General features: G+C 67.8%; 17 protein-coding genes. 9 read left to right on the forward strand and 8 right to left on the reverse strand.

Translation table 11 applies throughout. From position 1 onward, the window contains the following. Positions 1-144 precede the first annotated feature (144 nt). From N5C18_RS03755 to accC, 4 genes are all read left to right on the forward strand, one after another. Complete coding sequence (locus N5C18_RS03755; RefSeq protein ID WP_279943870.1) at positions 145-885, forward strand: DOPA 4,5-dioxygenase family protein; 741 nt, start codon at positions 145-147, stop codon at positions 883-885. Positions 886-1,236: 351 nt separating this feature from the next. Further along, the gene (gene aroQ / locus N5C18_RS03760; protein WP_065186305.1) at positions 1,237-1,680 is read left to right on the forward strand and encodes a type II 3-dehydroquinate dehydratase; all 444 of its coding nucleotides are present in this window, start codon (positions 1,237-1,239) and stop codon (positions 1,678-1,680) included. Positions 1,681-1,739: 59 nt separating this feature from the next. Next, positions 1,740-2,219 carry an acetyl-CoA carboxylase biotin carboxyl carrier protein gene (gene accB, locus N5C18_RS03765; RefSeq protein ID WP_008265096.1) on the forward strand — a complete coding sequence of 160 codons (480 nt, stop codon included), beginning with the start codon at positions 1,740-1,742 and terminating at the stop codon, positions 2,217-2,219. Between the two features lie 10 nt (positions 2,220-2,229). Next, positions 2,230-3,597 carry an acetyl-CoA carboxylase biotin carboxylase subunit gene (gene accC, locus N5C18_RS03770; protein WP_006473295.1) on the forward strand — a complete coding sequence of 456 codons (1,368 nt, stop codon included), beginning with the start codon at positions 2,230-2,232 and terminating at the stop codon, positions 3,595-3,597. 97 nt (positions 3,598-3,694) lie between these two features. Here accC and N5C18_RS03775 read toward each other — a convergent pair whose 3' ends face one another. Both N5C18_RS03775 and N5C18_RS03780 read right to left on the reverse strand, forming a co-directional pair. Next, positions 3,695-4,069 carry a hypothetical protein gene (locus tag N5C18_RS03775; RefSeq protein WP_053510973.1) on the reverse strand — a complete coding sequence of 125 codons (375 nt, stop codon included), beginning with the start codon at positions 4,067-4,069 and terminating at the stop codon, positions 3,695-3,697. Further along, complete coding sequence (locus tag N5C18_RS03780) at positions 4,066-5,031, reverse strand: hypothetical protein (protein ID WP_053510971.1); 966 nt, start codon at positions 5,029-5,031, stop codon at positions 4,066-4,068. Before N5C18_RS03780 ends, N5C18_RS03775 begins: the two co-directional genes overlap by 4 nt. Before the next feature lie 151 nt (positions 5,032-5,182). Between N5C18_RS03780 and prmA the strand changes: the two genes are divergently transcribed. The 3 genes from prmA (at position 5,183) to fis (ending at position 7,310) form a co-directional block, all read left to right on the forward strand. Then, the gene (gene prmA, locus N5C18_RS03785; protein WP_279944504.1) at positions 5,183-6,103 is read left to right on the forward strand and encodes a 50S ribosomal protein L11 methyltransferase; all 921 of its coding nucleotides are present in this window, start codon (positions 5,183-5,185) and stop codon (positions 6,101-6,103) included. Between the two features lie 42 nt (positions 6,104-6,145). Continuing rightward, on the forward strand, positions 6,146-6,919 hold the full coding sequence (locus N5C18_RS03790) for a DUF3426 domain-containing protein (RefSeq protein ID WP_053510969.1): 774 nt from the start codon (positions 6,146-6,148) through the stop codon (positions 6,917-6,919). A gap of 115 nt (positions 6,920-7,034) precedes the next feature. Beyond that, positions 7,035-7,310 (forward strand): DNA-binding transcriptional regulator Fis, encoded by a 276-nt coding sequence (gene fis, locus N5C18_RS03795; protein WP_005419706.1) that lies wholly within the window; start codon positions 7,035-7,037, stop codon positions 7,308-7,310. A 126-nt stretch (positions 7,311-7,436) separates the two neighbouring features. Here fis and N5C18_RS03800 read toward each other — a convergent pair whose 3' ends face one another. Genes N5C18_RS03800 through N5C18_RS03825 form a run of 6 tightly spaced genes read right to left on the reverse strand, consistent with a single transcriptional unit; the run spans position 7,437 to position 13,243 of the window. Beyond that, positions 7,437-8,432, reverse strand: a complete 996-nt coding sequence (locus N5C18_RS03800; protein ID WP_053450956.1) for a phosphatidate cytidylyltransferase — start codon at positions 8,430-8,432, stop codon at positions 7,437-7,439. Then, positions 8,429-9,058, reverse strand: coding sequence for a lysophospholipid acyltransferase family protein (locus N5C18_RS03805; protein WP_053450957.1), 630 nt, complete (start codon positions 9,056-9,058; stop codon positions 8,429-8,431). Before N5C18_RS03805 ends, N5C18_RS03800 begins: the two co-directional genes overlap by 4 nt. A 13-nt stretch (positions 9,059-9,071) precedes the next feature. Then, positions 9,072-9,509, reverse strand: a complete 438-nt coding sequence (locus tag N5C18_RS03810; RefSeq protein ID WP_279943872.1) for a hypothetical protein — start codon at positions 9,507-9,509, stop codon at positions 9,072-9,074. Then, positions 9,506-10,840, reverse strand: coding sequence for a phosphatase PAP2/dual specificity phosphatase family protein (locus tag N5C18_RS03815; RefSeq protein ID WP_053510966.1), 1,335 nt, complete (start codon positions 10,838-10,840; stop codon positions 9,506-9,508). Before N5C18_RS03815 ends, N5C18_RS03810 begins: the two co-directional genes overlap by 4 nt. Then, positions 10,840-12,591 carry a bifunctional alpha/beta hydrolase/class I SAM-dependent methyltransferase gene (locus N5C18_RS03820; protein ID WP_053510965.1) on the reverse strand — a complete coding sequence of 584 codons (1,752 nt, stop codon included), beginning with the start codon at positions 12,589-12,591 and terminating at the stop codon, positions 10,840-10,842. Before N5C18_RS03820 ends, N5C18_RS03815 begins: the two co-directional genes overlap by 1 nt. A 34-nt stretch (positions 12,592-12,625) precedes the next feature. Then, positions 12,626-13,243, reverse strand: coding sequence for a CDP-alcohol phosphatidyltransferase family protein (locus N5C18_RS03825; protein WP_053510963.1), 618 nt, complete (start codon positions 13,241-13,243; stop codon positions 12,626-12,628). 209 nt (positions 13,244-13,452) lie between these two features. Between N5C18_RS03825 and purH the strand changes: the two genes are divergently transcribed. Beyond that, positions 13,453-15,036 carry a bifunctional phosphoribosylaminoimidazolecarboxamide formyltransferase/IMP cyclohydrolase gene (gene purH, locus N5C18_RS03830; protein WP_053510962.1) on the forward strand — a complete coding sequence of 528 codons (1,584 nt, stop codon included), beginning with the start codon at positions 13,453-13,455 and terminating at the stop codon, positions 15,034-15,036. A 16-nt stretch (positions 15,037-15,052) separates the two neighbouring features. Further along, positions 15,053-15,931 (forward strand): hypothetical protein, encoded by an 879-nt coding sequence (locus N5C18_RS03835; RefSeq protein WP_053510961.1) that lies wholly within the window; start codon positions 15,053-15,055, stop codon positions 15,929-15,931. The last annotated feature ends 9 nt before the right edge of the window (positions 15,932-15,940 follow it).

Genomic DNA, 15,940 nt, shown 5'->3' on the forward strand with positions numbered 1-15,940 from the left:
TACAGCGGCACCCTAGCCCGGCCATCGCCTGCGCTCAATGGCGGCATGCGCAGGCGCATGAGGTGATGCCGCCTGCTTATTGGACGCGGCCGAGGGCAGTGCCGGAGCGTGCTTGCCTGCCCTCATGCTGCCACGGAGCCGTTCATGCACCCCGACCTGGATTCCCCCGCTGACACCCACATCGACGCAGGCGACGATGACGCGCAGTGGGCCGATCTGCTCTCACCCACCCGCCGGCGCCTGATCGCTTCGGCCGGGCTGGCCGCCGGCGGCCTGGCCAGCGCATCGACGGCAGCGGCAGCCACGCGCGACGACCGTGCCGTGAACACCACCGAGCCCGGGCAGCCCGGCTTTCGCGCCATCGTCCCGCCGGCGGCGAAGGGCAGCAGCCCGTGGGGCCAGGCGACGGCCAGCGAGCCCACCCCGCGACCGGCCAGCGTGCGTCCCGGCGAGGCCACGCTGCCCGCCACCCCACGCGCGTACACCGACATCAAGAGCTATCACGCGCACATCTACTTCGATGAGGACAGCTTCGCCAAGGCGGCCCTGCTGCGCCGCTGGGCCGCCGAACGCTTCCCGGTGGAGCTGGGCAACTGGAACCTGGAACCGCGCGGGCCGCACGTCACGCCTTCGTTCTATTTCGGCTTCACCAACGACCTGCTGCCGGTGCTGGTGCCCTGGCTGCAGCTCAACAGCCTGGGCCTGACCATCCTGATCCACCCCAATACCGGCGACGGCCGCGCCGACCATCTGCATTACGCACTGTGGGTGAACCGCGCGCAGCCGGTGAATGCCTACAACTGGCCGGCACCGAAGCCCGGCGAACGGGAGCCGCTGGAGGAAGTCTTCCCGAACGTGGTGCCGGTGGTGCCGCTGGAGACCTGAGCGGGTGCGTGGCGGGGGCGGTGGGTGGCGTGCAGCGCACCTTGGGCTGCCCCTCGGTGGGTGCGTAGCTTGCTGCGCACCGAACTTCCTTCATCCACGCATGGCGTGGATCTACCGCATCACGGCCCGTTGCGGCGTCGGTCATCGCCCGGCCTTGCCGGCATCGTCGGCCTACGTGCCAGCATCCCCGGCCAGCACCACGTTCAGCGCGCCTTGATCCGGCTCCCGCCGTACAGCCGCAAGCACTCCGGCGAATTTCAAACAATCGATTGAAACACGGCAAACTTCGCCGAACTGGACAGCATCCGCCGCTTCCGCCAGACTGCCGCCCTTTCCCGTCTTCCGGATCCCATGGCGAAGCTGCTGGTCCTGCACGGCCCCAACCTCAACCTGCTCGGCACCCGCGAGCCGGAGGTCTACGGCCACACCACGCTGGCCGACATCGACCAGGCGCTGGCCGCGCAGGCGTCCGCCGCCGGGCACGCCGTGGAAAGCCTTCAGTCCAATGCCGAGCATGTACTGGTGGACCGCGTGCAGGCCGCGCGCAACGACGGAACCGCTTTCATCCTGATCAACCCGGCCGCCTTCACCCACACCTCGGTCGCCCTGCGCGATGCGCTGGCGGCGGTGGCCGTGCCGTTCATCGAGATCCACCTGTCCAACCCGCATACCCGCGAGCCGTTCCGCCAGCACAGCTACTTCAGTGACAAGGCGGTGGGCGTGGTGTGCGGCTTCGGTGCCGACAGCTACCGCTACGCGATGGACGCGGCGCTGCTGCGCGTATCCGCCACCTGATTGTCGACCCGGGCGCCACCGGCGCTCTCCTCACCTAGATAGAAACCAAAGAGGCCCTCATGGATCTGCGCAAAATCAAGAAGCTGATCGACCTGCTGGAAGAGTCGAACCTGGCTGAAATCGAAATCAAGGAAGGCGAAGAGTCGGTGCGCCTGTCGCGTGCCCCGGTGGCCGGCTATGCCGCCCCGATGCCGGCACCGGTGTATGCCGCGCCGGCCGCCCCGGCTGCGCAGGCGATGCCGATGCAGTCGCCGACCGAAGCCTCCACCGGCGGCACTGCCAAGCCGGGCCCGGCGCTGCCGGAAGGCCACGTGCTGCGCTCGCCGATGGTCGGCACCTTCTACGCCTCGTCCGCCCCGGACAAGCCGGCCTTCGTCAGCGTTGGCCAGCAGGTCAAGGAAGGCGAGACCCTGGCGATCATCGAAGCGATGAAGATGTTCAACCCGATCGAAGCCGACAAGTCCGGCACCATCGTCGCCATCCTCGGCGAGAACGGCCAGCCGGTGGAGTTCGACCAGCCGCTGTTCGTGATCGGCTGAGGGGCACGCCATGCTCGACAAAGTCGTCATTGCCAACCGAGGGGAGATCGCGCTGCGCATCCTGCGCGCGTGCCATACCCTGGGCATCCGCACGGTGGCCGTGCATTCCACGGTCGACCGCAACCTCAAGCACGTGGCCATGGCCGACGAGTCGGTCTGCATCGGCCCGGCGCCGTCGCCGCAGAGCTACCTCAACATCCCGGCGCTGATCGCCGCCGCTGAAGTCACCGACGCCCAGGCCATCCACCCGGGCTACGGCTTCCTGTCGGAGAACGCCGACTTCGCCGAGCGCGTGGAGGAGTCCGGCTTCATCTTCATCGGCCCCAAGGCCGACACCATCCGCATGATGGGTGACAAGGTCGAAGCCATCCGCGCGATGAAGTCGGCCGGCGTGCCCTGCGTGCCGGGTTCGGGCGGTCCGCTGGGCGAAGACATCGTCGCCAACACCAAGATCGCCCGTGAGATCGGCTATCCGGTCATCATCAAGGCGGCTGGCGGCGGCGGTGGCCGTGGCATGCGCGTGGTGCACGCCGAAGCGTCGCTGAAGACCTCGATCGAAACCACCAAGAGCGAGGCCAAGGCCGCGTTCGGCAATGGCGAGGTCTACATGGAGAAGTTCCTGGAGAATCCGCGCCACGTGGAGATCCAGGTGCTGGCCGACGGCCAGGGCAACGCCATCCATCTGGGTGAGCGCGACTGCTCGATGCAGCGCCGCCACCAGAAGGTGGTGGAAGAAGCACCGGCACCGGGCATCAGCGCCGAGCAGCGCGAGCAGATCGGCAAGGTGTGCACCGAAGCCTGCGTGCGCATCGGCTACCGCGGCGCCGGCACGTTCGAGTTCCTGTACGAGGACGGCCGCTTCTACTTCATCGAAATGAACACCCGCATCCAGGTGGAGCATCCGGTCACCGAAATGGTCACCGGCATCGACCTGGTGGCCGAGCAGCTGAAGATCGCCGCCGGCCAGAAGCTGTCGATCAAGCAGAGCGACGTGGTGCTCACCGGCCACGCCATCGAGTGCCGCATCAACGCCGAAGACGCCGAAACCTTCGTGCCGAGCCCGGGCACCATCACCGGCTTCCATCCGCCGGGCGGCCCGGGCGTGCGCGTGGACACCCACATCTACAGTGGCTACCGCGTGCCGTCGAACTACGACTCGATGATCGGCAAGCTGATCGTGCACGGCCCGGACCGCGAAACCGCCATCGCCCGCATGCGGGTGGCGCTGAGCGAGATGGTGGTCGACGGCATCAAGACCAACATCGCCCTGCAGCAGCGGATCATGCGTGACAAGGGCTTCCAGGCCGGTGGCCAGAACATCCACTACCTGGAAAAGCGCCTGGCCGAACGCAAGAACAAGCCGATCGCGTTGACCTGATCGGTGCCACAGGCTGGATACGGAAAGGGCGGGGATTTCCCCGCCCTTTTTCGTTGTCTGTAGCGCCGAGCATGGGCCCGGTGCTACGCAAACAGGTTCAGCGCTTGTCCGCCACTTCGGCCGGAATCTGCGAATTCGTCAGTGGGCGAACGCCATTGGGCGAACTCGGATCGACGATCACCATGGTTTCGGTGGAACCATCGGGCCAGACCACCTGGAAGGTGCTGCCGGCAGGCAGTGAGGCGAACGGCATGCCGCTCTGCGCGCGATAGACCGCCGCAACCTGGCTGGCACCGGCGCGGCGGACATCTTCCTGCGCCTTTACCGTGGTCAGTTCCACTTTTGACAGATGCCGGTAGCGATCCTCGTAGGTATCGATCATCAACAGACCGACCGCACCCGCCGAGTAAGCCACGAACAATGCCACCCAGAACCAGAATTTGGCCCCATGCAGGAGTCGACGATAGTTCATTGCCCGCCTCCCTTCTTCCCAACCAATCGCTTGATCCACTGCTTCATCTTCCCCGAACCTTGCCGCGAAACCGCAGCGTCATACACGAAATCCCGGAAATCCTGCGCTCCATCCTGCGAACAGATCCCTCCGTTCGCACAAAAACTGTTCACCAGTACGCTGTCTGCACCACACGGTAGACCGAGTTCACAGGCCGCAACCCGCCATGCAAGTTCACTGAGCGGCTCACCGGCCACCTGGTCGGCAATCGCGCGATCCCCCGCCGCCCGTGTGCCCATCCCCGGCGCAATGGCCATGAAGGCCTCCGGATCGCGCGACGCACGCACCCGCTCGACCAGGTCACGACGGTACTCGGGGCTGTCATGCAGCGGCTCCCCTTCGGCGAACAACGATGCCTCTGCCGCCAGGTTGCCCTGTGCAGCCGCCTTGCGCCGTTCGGCCAGCACCCGCGCGGCGCCCAGCTTGTCGCCCGGCACGAAACCACCACAGCGCTGCGCCACGCGTTCGCGTGCCTGCACCATGGCCGGCGCAGCGGTCAGGCCCAGTCCGGCCAGCACGTTGTTGTCCAGGCGATAACCACCCGGATCAAGCGCGTACTGCGCGCAGTAGTCGTAGACCCGGCTCAGCATCCAGCGCGCTTCATGATTGCCGTCATCGGCCTGCACGCGCAGGCGCTGCGCATAGGCATACAGATCAGTGGCTTCCTCGAAGTCGGCGCGCAGGTCCAACGGCAGCCCCGAGGGCAACGCGTTGCCTCGCTCGACAGCCGACAGGCGGCGCGCCAATGCTTCGGGCACCACCGGCATCGGCGTGCTGGGGGTGTCCGCCGACAGCGCCGATGGCAGCTCCGGCGGCATCGGCACCGCGGAAACATGGCCGCTGGCCCGATACCCGACCACGCCCAGCACGGCCACCGCCGGCAGCACGAGCAACCAGGTTTTCAGGGTCGGAGCGAAGGCCATCGGCGGCAGTCAGGCGTCAAGGCGCACAGGAAAGCGTGCAGTTTAGCAAGGCCCGGCAGCCCTGTCTGAACGGCCTTCGTTCATCTCAAGGCATACGGAGACGCCTTGATGGTCTAGCATGGCCCCCTTTCCCGCGATTGCCCCCACCGCCATGCCGTTCCTGGAACTGACCCTGCGTTGCACCGAAGCCACACAGCCCCGCTATGAAAACGCGCTTGAAGATGTGGGCGCACTGGCTGTCACCCTGCTCGATGCCGAGGCCGATACCAGCAACGAGCAGGCCATCCTTGAGCCGGGCGTGGGCGAGACCCCGCTGTGGGACACGCTGGTACTGAGCGCGCTGTTCCCCGCCGACAGCAACGCGCTGTTGCTGCTGGCTGCGCTGGAGGCCTTCGATCCGGAGCTGGACTGGAGCAGTGGCAGCTTCCGCGCGGTCGAGGATCAGGACTGGGAACGCGCCTGGCTGGACCAGTTCCAGCCGATGGATTTCGGCAGCCGTACCTGGATCGTGCCGTGGAACCATGAGCTGCCGGACGCCGCACAGGCCGCCGACGCCGCCGTGGTGCGGCTGGACCCAGGCCTGGCGTTCGGCTCGGGCACCCACCCGACCACCGCGCTGTGCCTGCGCTGGCTGGACCAGCTGGCCGTGGATGGCCAGCTGCAGGGCCAGCGCGTACTCGACTTCGGTTGCGGCTCGGGCATCCTCGCCCTGGCCGCGCTGAAGCTGGGCGCCGCTGAGGCCATCGGCGTGGACAACGATCCGCAGGCACTGGTTGCCACCGCCGACAATGCCGAGCGCAACGGCGAGCAGGCGCGGATGCAGGTGTACCTGCCGCAGGACGAGCCGGTTGCGACCTATCCGATCGTAGTCGCCAACATCCTCGCCTCGGCACTGGATGCACTGGCCGAACTGCTGGCCACGCGCGTCGCCGCCGGCGGCCGGATCGCGCTGTCCGGCATCCTGCATGGGCAGGAAGGCGAGCTGCTGCAGCGCTACGCTGCGTGGTTCGACGAACTGCAGGCCATGCAGGACGGCGACTGGATGCGCATCACCGGCGTGCGCCGCGCCTGATCGTGGTTGAATGACTGCTGGATCCGAGCCCGCGCCCTGAGCATGTCCGAGCCGAACCCGCCGCGCCGCCCCCTGGCTACCTTCCTGCGCACTGCGCCGGCGGGTGAAGCCGCACCCGCGACCGATGCGCGCATGCAGGACGACGCCGCACCCGCAGCGCCCACGGTGGAACCTGCGGCCGATCCCATCGAGCCAATGCAACCGCCGGCGGCAGAAAGACGACACGATGATGACACTTTCATCGTGGAGGACGTCGCGCCCCTCGAACCGGCGCCGGTCGCGATGTCGGCAGCGGTGGCTGCTGCCAGTGATGCTCCCAGTTTCCTCGGCAGCGCGCGAGCGCGCACGCTGCCGGCACCGCGCTGGCACTGGCTGCTGGTGGCAGGTCTGGCGCTGCTGCTGGTACTGCAGAGCGTGCTGGCCGACCGCGCGCGCCTGGCCGCCGACGCCGGCAACCGTGCATGGCTGGCCCCCCTGTGCGGCGTTCTCCGCTGCAGCCTGCCGCCCTGGCATGAACCCGCCGCGTTCACCATGACCAGCCGCGAGATCCGCCCATTGCCCAGGCAGGCCGGCGTACTGCAGGTACAGGCCAGCATCCGCAACGATGCGCGCTGGGCGCAGGCCTGGCCGGACCTTCGCCTGTCGCTGTCCGATGCCGATGGCCGGGTGATCGGCAGCGGCGTGTTCACCCCTGCGCAGTACCTGGGCGAGCCTCCCGGCACCGCGCAGCTGGAACCGGGCCAGAGCGCACGCATTGCGTTCCGCGTACAGGAGCCCGCCGCATCCACCGTCGCATTCACCTTCGACTTCCTCTGACCAGGCTGAAGGCGCCCAGCCGTGGCAGGTCGAGCACGCTCGCGCTAGACTGACCGCCACCACCTCGTCCGGCCGCGCGCTCCGCGCGCACGGGCCAACCGAATCGGGAACCCCCTTGAACGCTGTCCTTTCTCGTCCTGACAACAGTCGTGGCGCTCCCCGGCCACCGCTGCGTGAACACGTCGCCCAGTCCGTGCGCCGCTACCTGCGTGATCTCGATGGCTGCGACGCGGACGATGTCTACGAGATCGTGCTGCGCGAGATGGAGATCCCGTTGTTCGTGGAAGTGCTCAACCACTGCGAAGGCAACCAGAGCCGCGCCGCAGCGATGCTGGGCATCCACCGTGCCACCCTGCGCAAGAAGCTGAAGGAATACGGCATCAGCGCGTAAGCGCCACAGGGGTAGTGCCGGCCGCTGGCCGGCAACCCCATGAACGATGGCAGGATGTTGCGGTTGCCGGCCAGCGGCCGGCACTACCGGTATATCCATGCCATGCGTGGATGGCGCGTCCCGGAATCAACCGCCGCCGCCCGCCTTCCAGTAGTAGCGCACCACATGGAAGAACACCGGCGCGGCGAAGCACACCGAATCCAGCCGGTCGAGCATGCCCCCGTGGCCCTCGATCATGTGGCCCCAGTCCTTGATGCCGCGGTCGCGCTTGATCGCCGACATCACCAGGCCGCCCCAGAACCCCATCAGGTTGATCAGCAGCGACAGGCCGAAGGCCTGCAGTGGCGTGAATGGCGTGATCCACCACAGCGCCGCGCCCAGCGCGCTGGCACTCAGCACGCCCCCCACGAAGCCCTCCACCGTCTTCGACGGCGACAGCTTCGGTGCGATCAGGTGCCTGCCCAGCAGCTTGCCCCAGATGTACTGCAGCACGTCCGAGGACTGCACCACGATCACCAGGAAGGCAAACAACAGCACGTTGCGCGACGGGTCATGTCCCGGCACGTGCAGGTTCAGCAGCAGCGGGACGTGCGAGATGCAGAACACGCAGATCATCAACCCCCACTGCACCTTCGCCGTGCGCTCCAGGTAGTGGGTGGTATCACCGCCGATGGTCGACAGGATCGGCAGGAACAGGAACGCGTAGACCGGAATCAGCAGCGTGTACATGCCGTACCAGTCGATCCACACCAGGTAGTACTGCCACGGCAGCACGATGTAGAACGCGGCCAGCAGCGCGTAGTAGTCGCCCGAGCGGGTCGGCGCCAGGGTGATGAACTCGCGCAGCGCGAACAGCGAGATGATCGCGAACAGCACGATCACCCCGGCACGGCCGAAGAACAACGCCAGCCCGACCACGATCGCCATCACCCACCACGCGCGGATGCGCGAGACCAGGTTGGCGATCACCGCGCTGGGCTGCCCGCGCCGGCGCCAGCGCAGGGTCTCGGCCACCAGTGTGGCCAGCACCAGCACCGCGCCGACACCGGCAAACAGCAGGCCGGTCTGCTGGCCTACGCTCTGCGTTGCCAGATCGCCGGAGACATCCAGCACGAAACTCATGCGCGGCCTCCATTCGGTGCCAGGTCCAGCAGCGCCTGCCGGCTGCGCGCCAGGAAGGCGGTCTTGTCCTCATCGGCCTGCAGCCGCAGCGGCGTACCGAAGGTGGCCGTGCACAGCAGCGGCAACGGCAGGAACCGGCCCTTGGGCATCACCCGTTTCAGGTTGTCGATCCACACCGGTACGAACTCCAGCTCCGGGCGCTGCCGCGCCAGGTGGTAGATGCCGCTCTTGAACGGCAGCAGCGGCTCGTCACCGACATTGCGCGTGCCCTCCGGGAACAGGATCAGCGAACACCCTTCATCGACCGCTTCGCGCAGTACCTGCAACGGATCCTGCTGGCGATGCCCGGCCTCGCGCTCGACCAGCACGCCGTTGAACACCGCATCGATCAGGTAGCGGCGCAGGGCATCGCCCTGCCAGTACTCGGCCGCCGCCACCGGGCGCACCTGGCGGCGCAGCGCCGGTGGCATCGACGACCAGATCAGCACGAAGTCACCGTGGCTGGCATGGTTGCCGTAATAGACGCGGTGCTCACTGGATGGTGCACAGCCGATCCACAGCGCACGTGCGCCGGTCACCACATGGATCGCGCCACTGCAGGCGCGGGCAATCAGTCTGGCGAACATCGGTTCCTCCCGTTCACGTCTGCGGCCACAGCACCGCCAGCAGCAGCACCGAGAACTGCAGCAGGGTGGCCACGTACTGGCACACCAGCAGGCGCCGCATGCCGATCCAGCGCGCGTCCCAGCCACGCATCGGCGCCTGCGCATCGCGGCGACGCAGGCCGGCGGTGTGGAGGGCGGCATCCACCCGTGCAGCGGCCGCATCCCCCTGCAGGTGCTCGCGCAGCAGCAGCTGCAGCAGGCTGGCATCAAGCTGCACGCGCACCGCGTAGTACGCCTGCACCACGCCCATCGCCACGCTCAGCAACAGCAGGCCGGCGGCGATCATCGCCAGCCCCGGCTCAATCCCCAGCAACAACAGCGCCACCAGCAGCAGACCCAGTGACAGTACGGCTGGCAGGCGGCCCTGGCGCAGCAGCAGGTGCATCATCGGCAGATCGGCAGCGTTGCTCATGCTGTACTCTCCGGTGCTACGGCGGCCGCGATGGCCTGTAGATGACTGTCATGCAGGACGATCGACCGCCGTGCGCTGCGCACGATCGCCACCGCAGCGTCGGCATCGGTGGCACGACCACTGCACAGCAGCCAGGTCGCGACGCTGGCGGCACTACGCGAATAGCCCAGCGCACAGCACACGAGCAGCGGCCCCTGCGCACGCAGCCGCTCGATCGCCTCGGCCGCCTCGCGCAGCTGCGCCGGCGTGGGTACCACCAGGTCCAGCATCGGCACGCGGGCATACGCCGCGCCCGGCGCACGGCAGGACAATTCGGCACAGACGTCCACCACGCCCCGCAGCGGCGGCAGCAACGCGGTGCTGGGAATGCGCCCCAACCACACGCCGTCCATCACCGGCACCGGCTGTGGCGCACGGCGTGTCCACACTCGTGAGTTGATCCAGGCCGCACCCAGATACGGCGCCAGCAGCCAGCGTGCCGCCATCGTCAGGCGTCCATCGGCGCGCTTCTGGAACACCGCCGTGCCCAGCCCGGCGTAGGCCAGTGCCACCAGCAGCAGCGACACCACCGGCCACAGCAGCCACAGCGCTGCACCGCGCAGCAGCACCACCGGCACCAGCAGGGCCGCCGCCCCCAGCAGATAGAACAGCGCCATGCGCCAGCGCCTGGGGTCGCGTGCGGTGCGCCAGGCGCGCAGCGGCGGCGTGCCCTGCTCCGGCCACAGCCAGACGCATAGCCATCCCGCCAGCAGGCCGGTCGGGATGTCGATGAAATGGTGCTGGAACGTGGTCAGTACCGAAACGCCGATCAGCAGCGCCCACCCATGCAGCACCCAGCGCCAGGCGCCGTGCAGGTACTGCGCGAACTTCACCCACAGCACGATCAGCAGCACGATGTGCAGCGACGGCGCCTGGTTGAACGGCTTGTCGAAGCCCAGCAGCACATCGAACAGCCAGCCGAACACACCGCCGATCTCCGGCCGTTCGAAGCTGAAACGCAACGGCCACAGCAGGAAACACGCCACCGCGATAACCTGCGCGCTGAACAGCCGCAGCGCGTGCCGGTCCAGTTCCAGCCGTTGCCGGCACAGGAAGAACGAGATCGCATAGAACAGATCGATCGACCAGTACGGCACGATCGTCCACGGCACGAACGGAATGCGTGTCTCCCAGGCGAACGCCATCACCGGCAGCGCAGCATGGCGGCTGGCCATCCAGTTGGCGAAGCCGTAGCTGGCGAAGAAGAACGGGCCCAACAGGGCCAGCCACAACAGGGCGCGCCGCCAGGGGCGCCCCTCTGCGGCCCGCGGGGCGGCGGCGAGCGTCGCCATCACGCGGTCCGGCGTGCCAGCGACACGGTGAAGATGCCGAAGTCATCAATGCGCTGCGCCACCTTCTCGAACCCGGCCAGGCGTACCAGCTCGTCCATCTCCTGCTGGGTACGACGCCGCATCACCCACGCCGCGCCACCGCGGTGGCTGGTCAGCGCGCGGGCGATGAACTCCAGCTGCGGGTGCCAGGGCTGGCCGGTGTAGGCCAGATAACCGCCGACCGGCACCGTCGCGGCGATGCCCTGCAGCGAGCGCAATACCGCATCGTTGTCGGGGAACAGTTCGTACAGGCCCGAGACCACGGCCAGCGTCGGCGCCGGGTCCACCCTGGCCAGCTGCGCCGGATCGAACGCATCGCCCTGCTCGAAGCGGGCGATGTCGGCCGCCCCGAGCCGCTCGATCAGCGCCTGGCCCTGGGTGACATTCAGGTCGCTGAAATCACGCAGCACGATGCGATCGGCGCGCTGTTCGCCCTGGCCCAGCGCTTCCAGCACGTAGCGGCCATGGCCGGCAGCCACGTCCAGCACGCGCACCGGCGTGCCCTGCCCGCGCAGGCGCTGGGCAGCATCGCGCAGCAGTTCCTGCAGGTGCTGGCCACGCACGCGGATGCCGCGCCAGCCGATCGCATCCAGATAGTTGCGATCGACCATGCGCCCCAGCGGGCCCTTGCCACGGGCTTCGTCGCGGTAGATGTAGTCCAGCGTGCTGCCCGAATCGAAACCGGTCTGCAGCCCCAGCGCGATGCCTTCGGACAACGTGCCGCCGAAGCGCAGGCCACCGCGCACCACGCGCCAGCGCAGGTCGGCCAGGCTGTTGCGCTCTGGCGGCCACGCCAGGATTTCCGATTCCTCGAAGGTCGGCCCATGGCGGTGCGCATTGCGTCGCGACAGCTCGCGCAGCGGTTCGGCGAAACGCGCCTGGATGAAGCTGCGGATGCGTGCCAGCGCAGGCGCGCGGTCGCGCTCGCCCAGCGTGTCGTGGAAGAAGCCCGGCAGGTGCACGCGCTCCTTGACCGTGCTGGACAGCCGCTCGTAGAAGCGGTCCTGCGGGCCGCGATGCACGACGAAATCCGAACCGGACACCAGCAGCTGCACCGGCACGCTGATCGCCTGTGCGTCGGCCACGACGCGGTCGGCGGCCTCGTACAGGCCCAGCAGCACGCGCACCGAGATCGGCCGGGTGATCAGCGGATCGGTGCGGTAGCTCTCCACCCGCGCCGGGTCGTGGGTCAGCCACTGCGGCTTGACGTAGCTGTTGACGAAGAAGTTGCCGCGCAGCTTCTGCATCAACGCCAGGCCCGGGCGAGCGAACGGCACGTACAGCTTCACCTTGAACGCCGGCGAGGCCATCACCAGCGCGCGCAGGCGCGGCGCATAGTCATGCACCCAGGTGGCAGCGACCACGGCGCCCACGCTCTGCGCGATCACCACGATGTCTTCCACCGCGATGCCGTGCTCGGCACCGATATGGGCGATGAAGCTGTCCAGATCGCGCACCAGCGCCGGGAAGCCCGGTGCATCGCCACGCGCACCCGGCGAACGGCCGTTACCGCGCGCATCCCAGGCGAAGAAGGCGGTGTCGGGCAGGTCCAGCTCATCGACCAGGTGGGTGACGCGGCCGGAGTGCTCGTGGCCGCGGTGCAGCAGCACGATGGCCTTGCTGGCCGGCGTTGCGGTGGTGCCCGCCCAGTACCGGTAGAACAGCGCTACCTGGTCGAAGCTGTGGAATTCCCGTTCCTGCGCCTGACGCATGCAATCTCCTGATTGTCTTTTTGTATCTGCTTGATTAATTAGGCGAAATCGCCGCTTCCCGCAGTCCGCGACGGACGCGGTTGATCATGGTCAGCATGCACAGCGCCGCCATGGCCGCAGCCACGCCAGTGACCGCCATCGCGCCAACCCACTCAAACGCCAGAAGCAGGCCCAGCGCACCGATCACGAACGCGCGGTCGCTCTTGCCCATCGGGCCGTCGTAGCGGCGGCTGGCACCAACCATCAGCCCCAGCACGCCGGCGTACTCGCTCAGCGCCGCCGTCCAGGCCAGCAGCCACAGCGCTTCCGGGCGCACGCCCGGCACGCTGAGCAGGCTCAGGTACAGCGCGGCATCGGCGATCACATCGCACAGTTCGTTCAGATAGGCACCCAGCCGCGACTGCTGGCCGAACTCGCGGGCCAGCATGCCGTCCACCGCGTTGAGTGCCATGCGCAGCAGCATCCACAACGGCAGCAGCAGGTACAGCAGCGGCTGGGCCGGGGCGCAGCACCACACCGCAGCGGCCACCAGCAGCGAGACCACGGCAGCGGCCACGGTCACCGCGTTGGCGGTGACCCCCATGCGGTACAGGCCGCGTACGGCTGGACGCAACAGGTCCTGGAAACGTCCCTTCAATGCATAGATCGACATGATCCGAAGCCGCTGATCCTTGGCAGTTCGGGCACAGCCTACCCGATTGCGGCAGTGCGCCCCATCCAATTGCTTGCAGGCCGCCCCGGCCCAGGGTGTGCTGAAGGCGGCCGCAGGGCCGTCGGCGCCAGCCGATTTTGCCCGCCAGCGCCCGCCACCGGCCCCCACCGCCTACAATATCGGCCCCGCTCCGCTGCCGATTCTGTCCCATGACTGCTGATCTGTTGCCCGTCCGTCGGGCCCTCCTCTCCGTTTCCGACAAGACCGGCCTGGCCGAGTTGGCCACTGCGCTGGCTGCACGCGGCGTGGAACTGCTGTCCACCGGCGGCACCGCCAAGGCCATTCGCGACATGGGCTTGGCCGTGAAGGACGTGGCCGACGTTACTGGCTTCCCGGAGATGATGGACGGCCGGGTCAAGACCCTGCACCCGATGGTGCACGGCGGCCTGCTCGGCCGATCCGGCCTGGATGATGCGGTGATGGCCGAGCACGGCATCGGCGCCATCGACCTGCTGGTGCTGAACCTGTACCCGTTCGAGTCGGTCACCGCCAAGGCCGACTGCACCCTGGCCGACGCGGTCGAGAACATCGACATCGGCGGCCCGGCGATGCTGCGTTCGGCAGCCAAGAACTTCGCCCGCGTGGCGGTGGCCACCGATCCGTCGCAGTACGCCGAACTGCTGGCCTCGCTGGACGCCAACGACGGCCAGCTGAGCGCCGCCACCCGCTTCGCGTTCTCGGTGGCCGCGTTCAACCGCGTCGCCCAGTACGACGCGGCAATCAGCAACTACCTGTCGGCGGTCACCGCCACCGACGCCGCGGTACCGGCGCGTGCCGAGTACCCGGCGCAGATGAACTCCACCTTCGTGAAGGTGATGGACCTGCGCTACGGCGAAAACCCGCACCAGAGCGGCGCGTTCTACCGCGACCTGTACCCGGTGCCGGGCACGCTGGCCACGTTCCAGCAGCTGCAGGGCAAGGAACTGAGCTACAACAACCTGGCCGATGCCGATGCAGCGTGGGAATGCGTGCGCCAGTTCGACGCGCCGGCCTGCGTCATCGTCAAGCACGCCAACCCGTGCGGCGTGGCCGTCGGTGCCGGCAACGGCGATGCCTACGAGCTGGCCTACGCCACCGACCCGACCAGCGCCTTCGGCGGCATCATCGCCTTCAACAAACCGCTGGACGCCGCCACCGCCAAGGTGATCCTGGACCGCCAGTTCGTCGAAGTGCTGATTGCCCCGGACTACGAGCCGGCCGCGCTGGAATACGCGCAGAAGAAGGCCAACGTGCGCGTGCTGCGCATCCCGCACGGCGATGGCCTGAACAACTTCGACAGCAAGCGCGTCGGCTCGGGCCTGCTGCTGCAGTCCTCGGACAACCGCGGCATGACCCGTGACGAACTGAAGGTGGTCAGCAAACTGGCGCCGACCGACAAGCAGTTCACCGACCTGCTGTTCGCCTGGAAGGTGGCCAAGTTCGTGAAGTCCAACGCGATCGTCTATGCCAGGGACAACCGCACGATCGGCGTGGGTGCCGGCCAGATGAGCCGTGTGTACTCGGCGCGCATCGCCGGCATCAAGGCCGCCGATGCGAACCTGGTGGTCGAGGGCTCGGTGATGGCCTCCGACGCGTTCTTCCCGTTCCGCGACGGCATCGACGCCGCCGCTGCCGCTGGCATCAAGGCGGTGATCCAGCCGGGCGGTTCGATGCGCGATGCCGAAGTGATCGCCGCCGCCGACGAACATGGCCTGGCCATGGTGTTCACCGGCGTGCGCCACTTCCGTCATTGATACTGGAGCGACACGGATGTCCGCAGTTTCGATGAAATCGCTGGCCGCCCTCGCCCTCGCGGGTGCGGCCGTACTGGCGGGCTGCAAGCCTGCGGGCGAGCCCAGCGTGGCGCCGAAGGTGGATGCGCCTTCGGTCGCCCCCGCCTCACCGGCACAGCATGTCAGCCGCACCGCACGACTGCAGGCTTTCCTGGTCCAGCGTTACGGCAGCAACGCCAAGCTCTCCGGTGAATGGCGCGGCAGCTGGACCGACGATGGCGACACCCATGCGATGGACTGGCAGGTCTGCGCGGAACAACCGGTAGTGAGCGGTGACAGCTGGCAACAGCTGCTGGCCGTGTGCGGTGCGCTGGTCGATGGCGCACACATCGACCCGGGCACCATCGAGTTCTTCGTGCTGCGCCCCAAAGGCGAGGGCTTCGAAGTGAGCAGCGAACTGACCGGCGAGCGTTTCGGCAGCGGCGGCCAACCCGGCACCGCCAGCATCATCCGCGCCGGTAGCGACTTCTATGGCTTCCGTGTCGAGGACGGCTGGTTCGGCCAGGGCTTCTCGCTGCTCTCGCAATCGCTGATCCTGCCCGGCCCGAACGGCCTGGTCGCCAGTGGCAGCGTGCGCAGCCATATCGACAATGACGCCCAGTACGAGTGCGACGACGTCGACGCCAATGCCGATCCTGAAACGTCGGAAGACTGCCGCAGCCGCCGCTTCAGCATCGATTTCGCACTGCGTTTCGACGACAGTGACCGCAGCGCGCGCACCTGGCCGCTGCTGATCGAGGAGACCGGCACCACCTGTGGCGGCAAACCAGTCCGCCAGCAGCACCGCTTCACCCTGGACAGCAAGACCTGGACCTATTCCTTCCCCGAAGCGCTGCGACGCGAAGGCTGCGAGTGAGCCACGCGC

Source organism: Stenotrophomonas sp. GD03930, assembly GCF_029839665.1.
Classification (GTDB): domain Bacteria; phylum Pseudomonadota; class Gammaproteobacteria; order Xanthomonadales; family Xanthomonadaceae; genus Stenotrophomonas; species Stenotrophomonas forensis.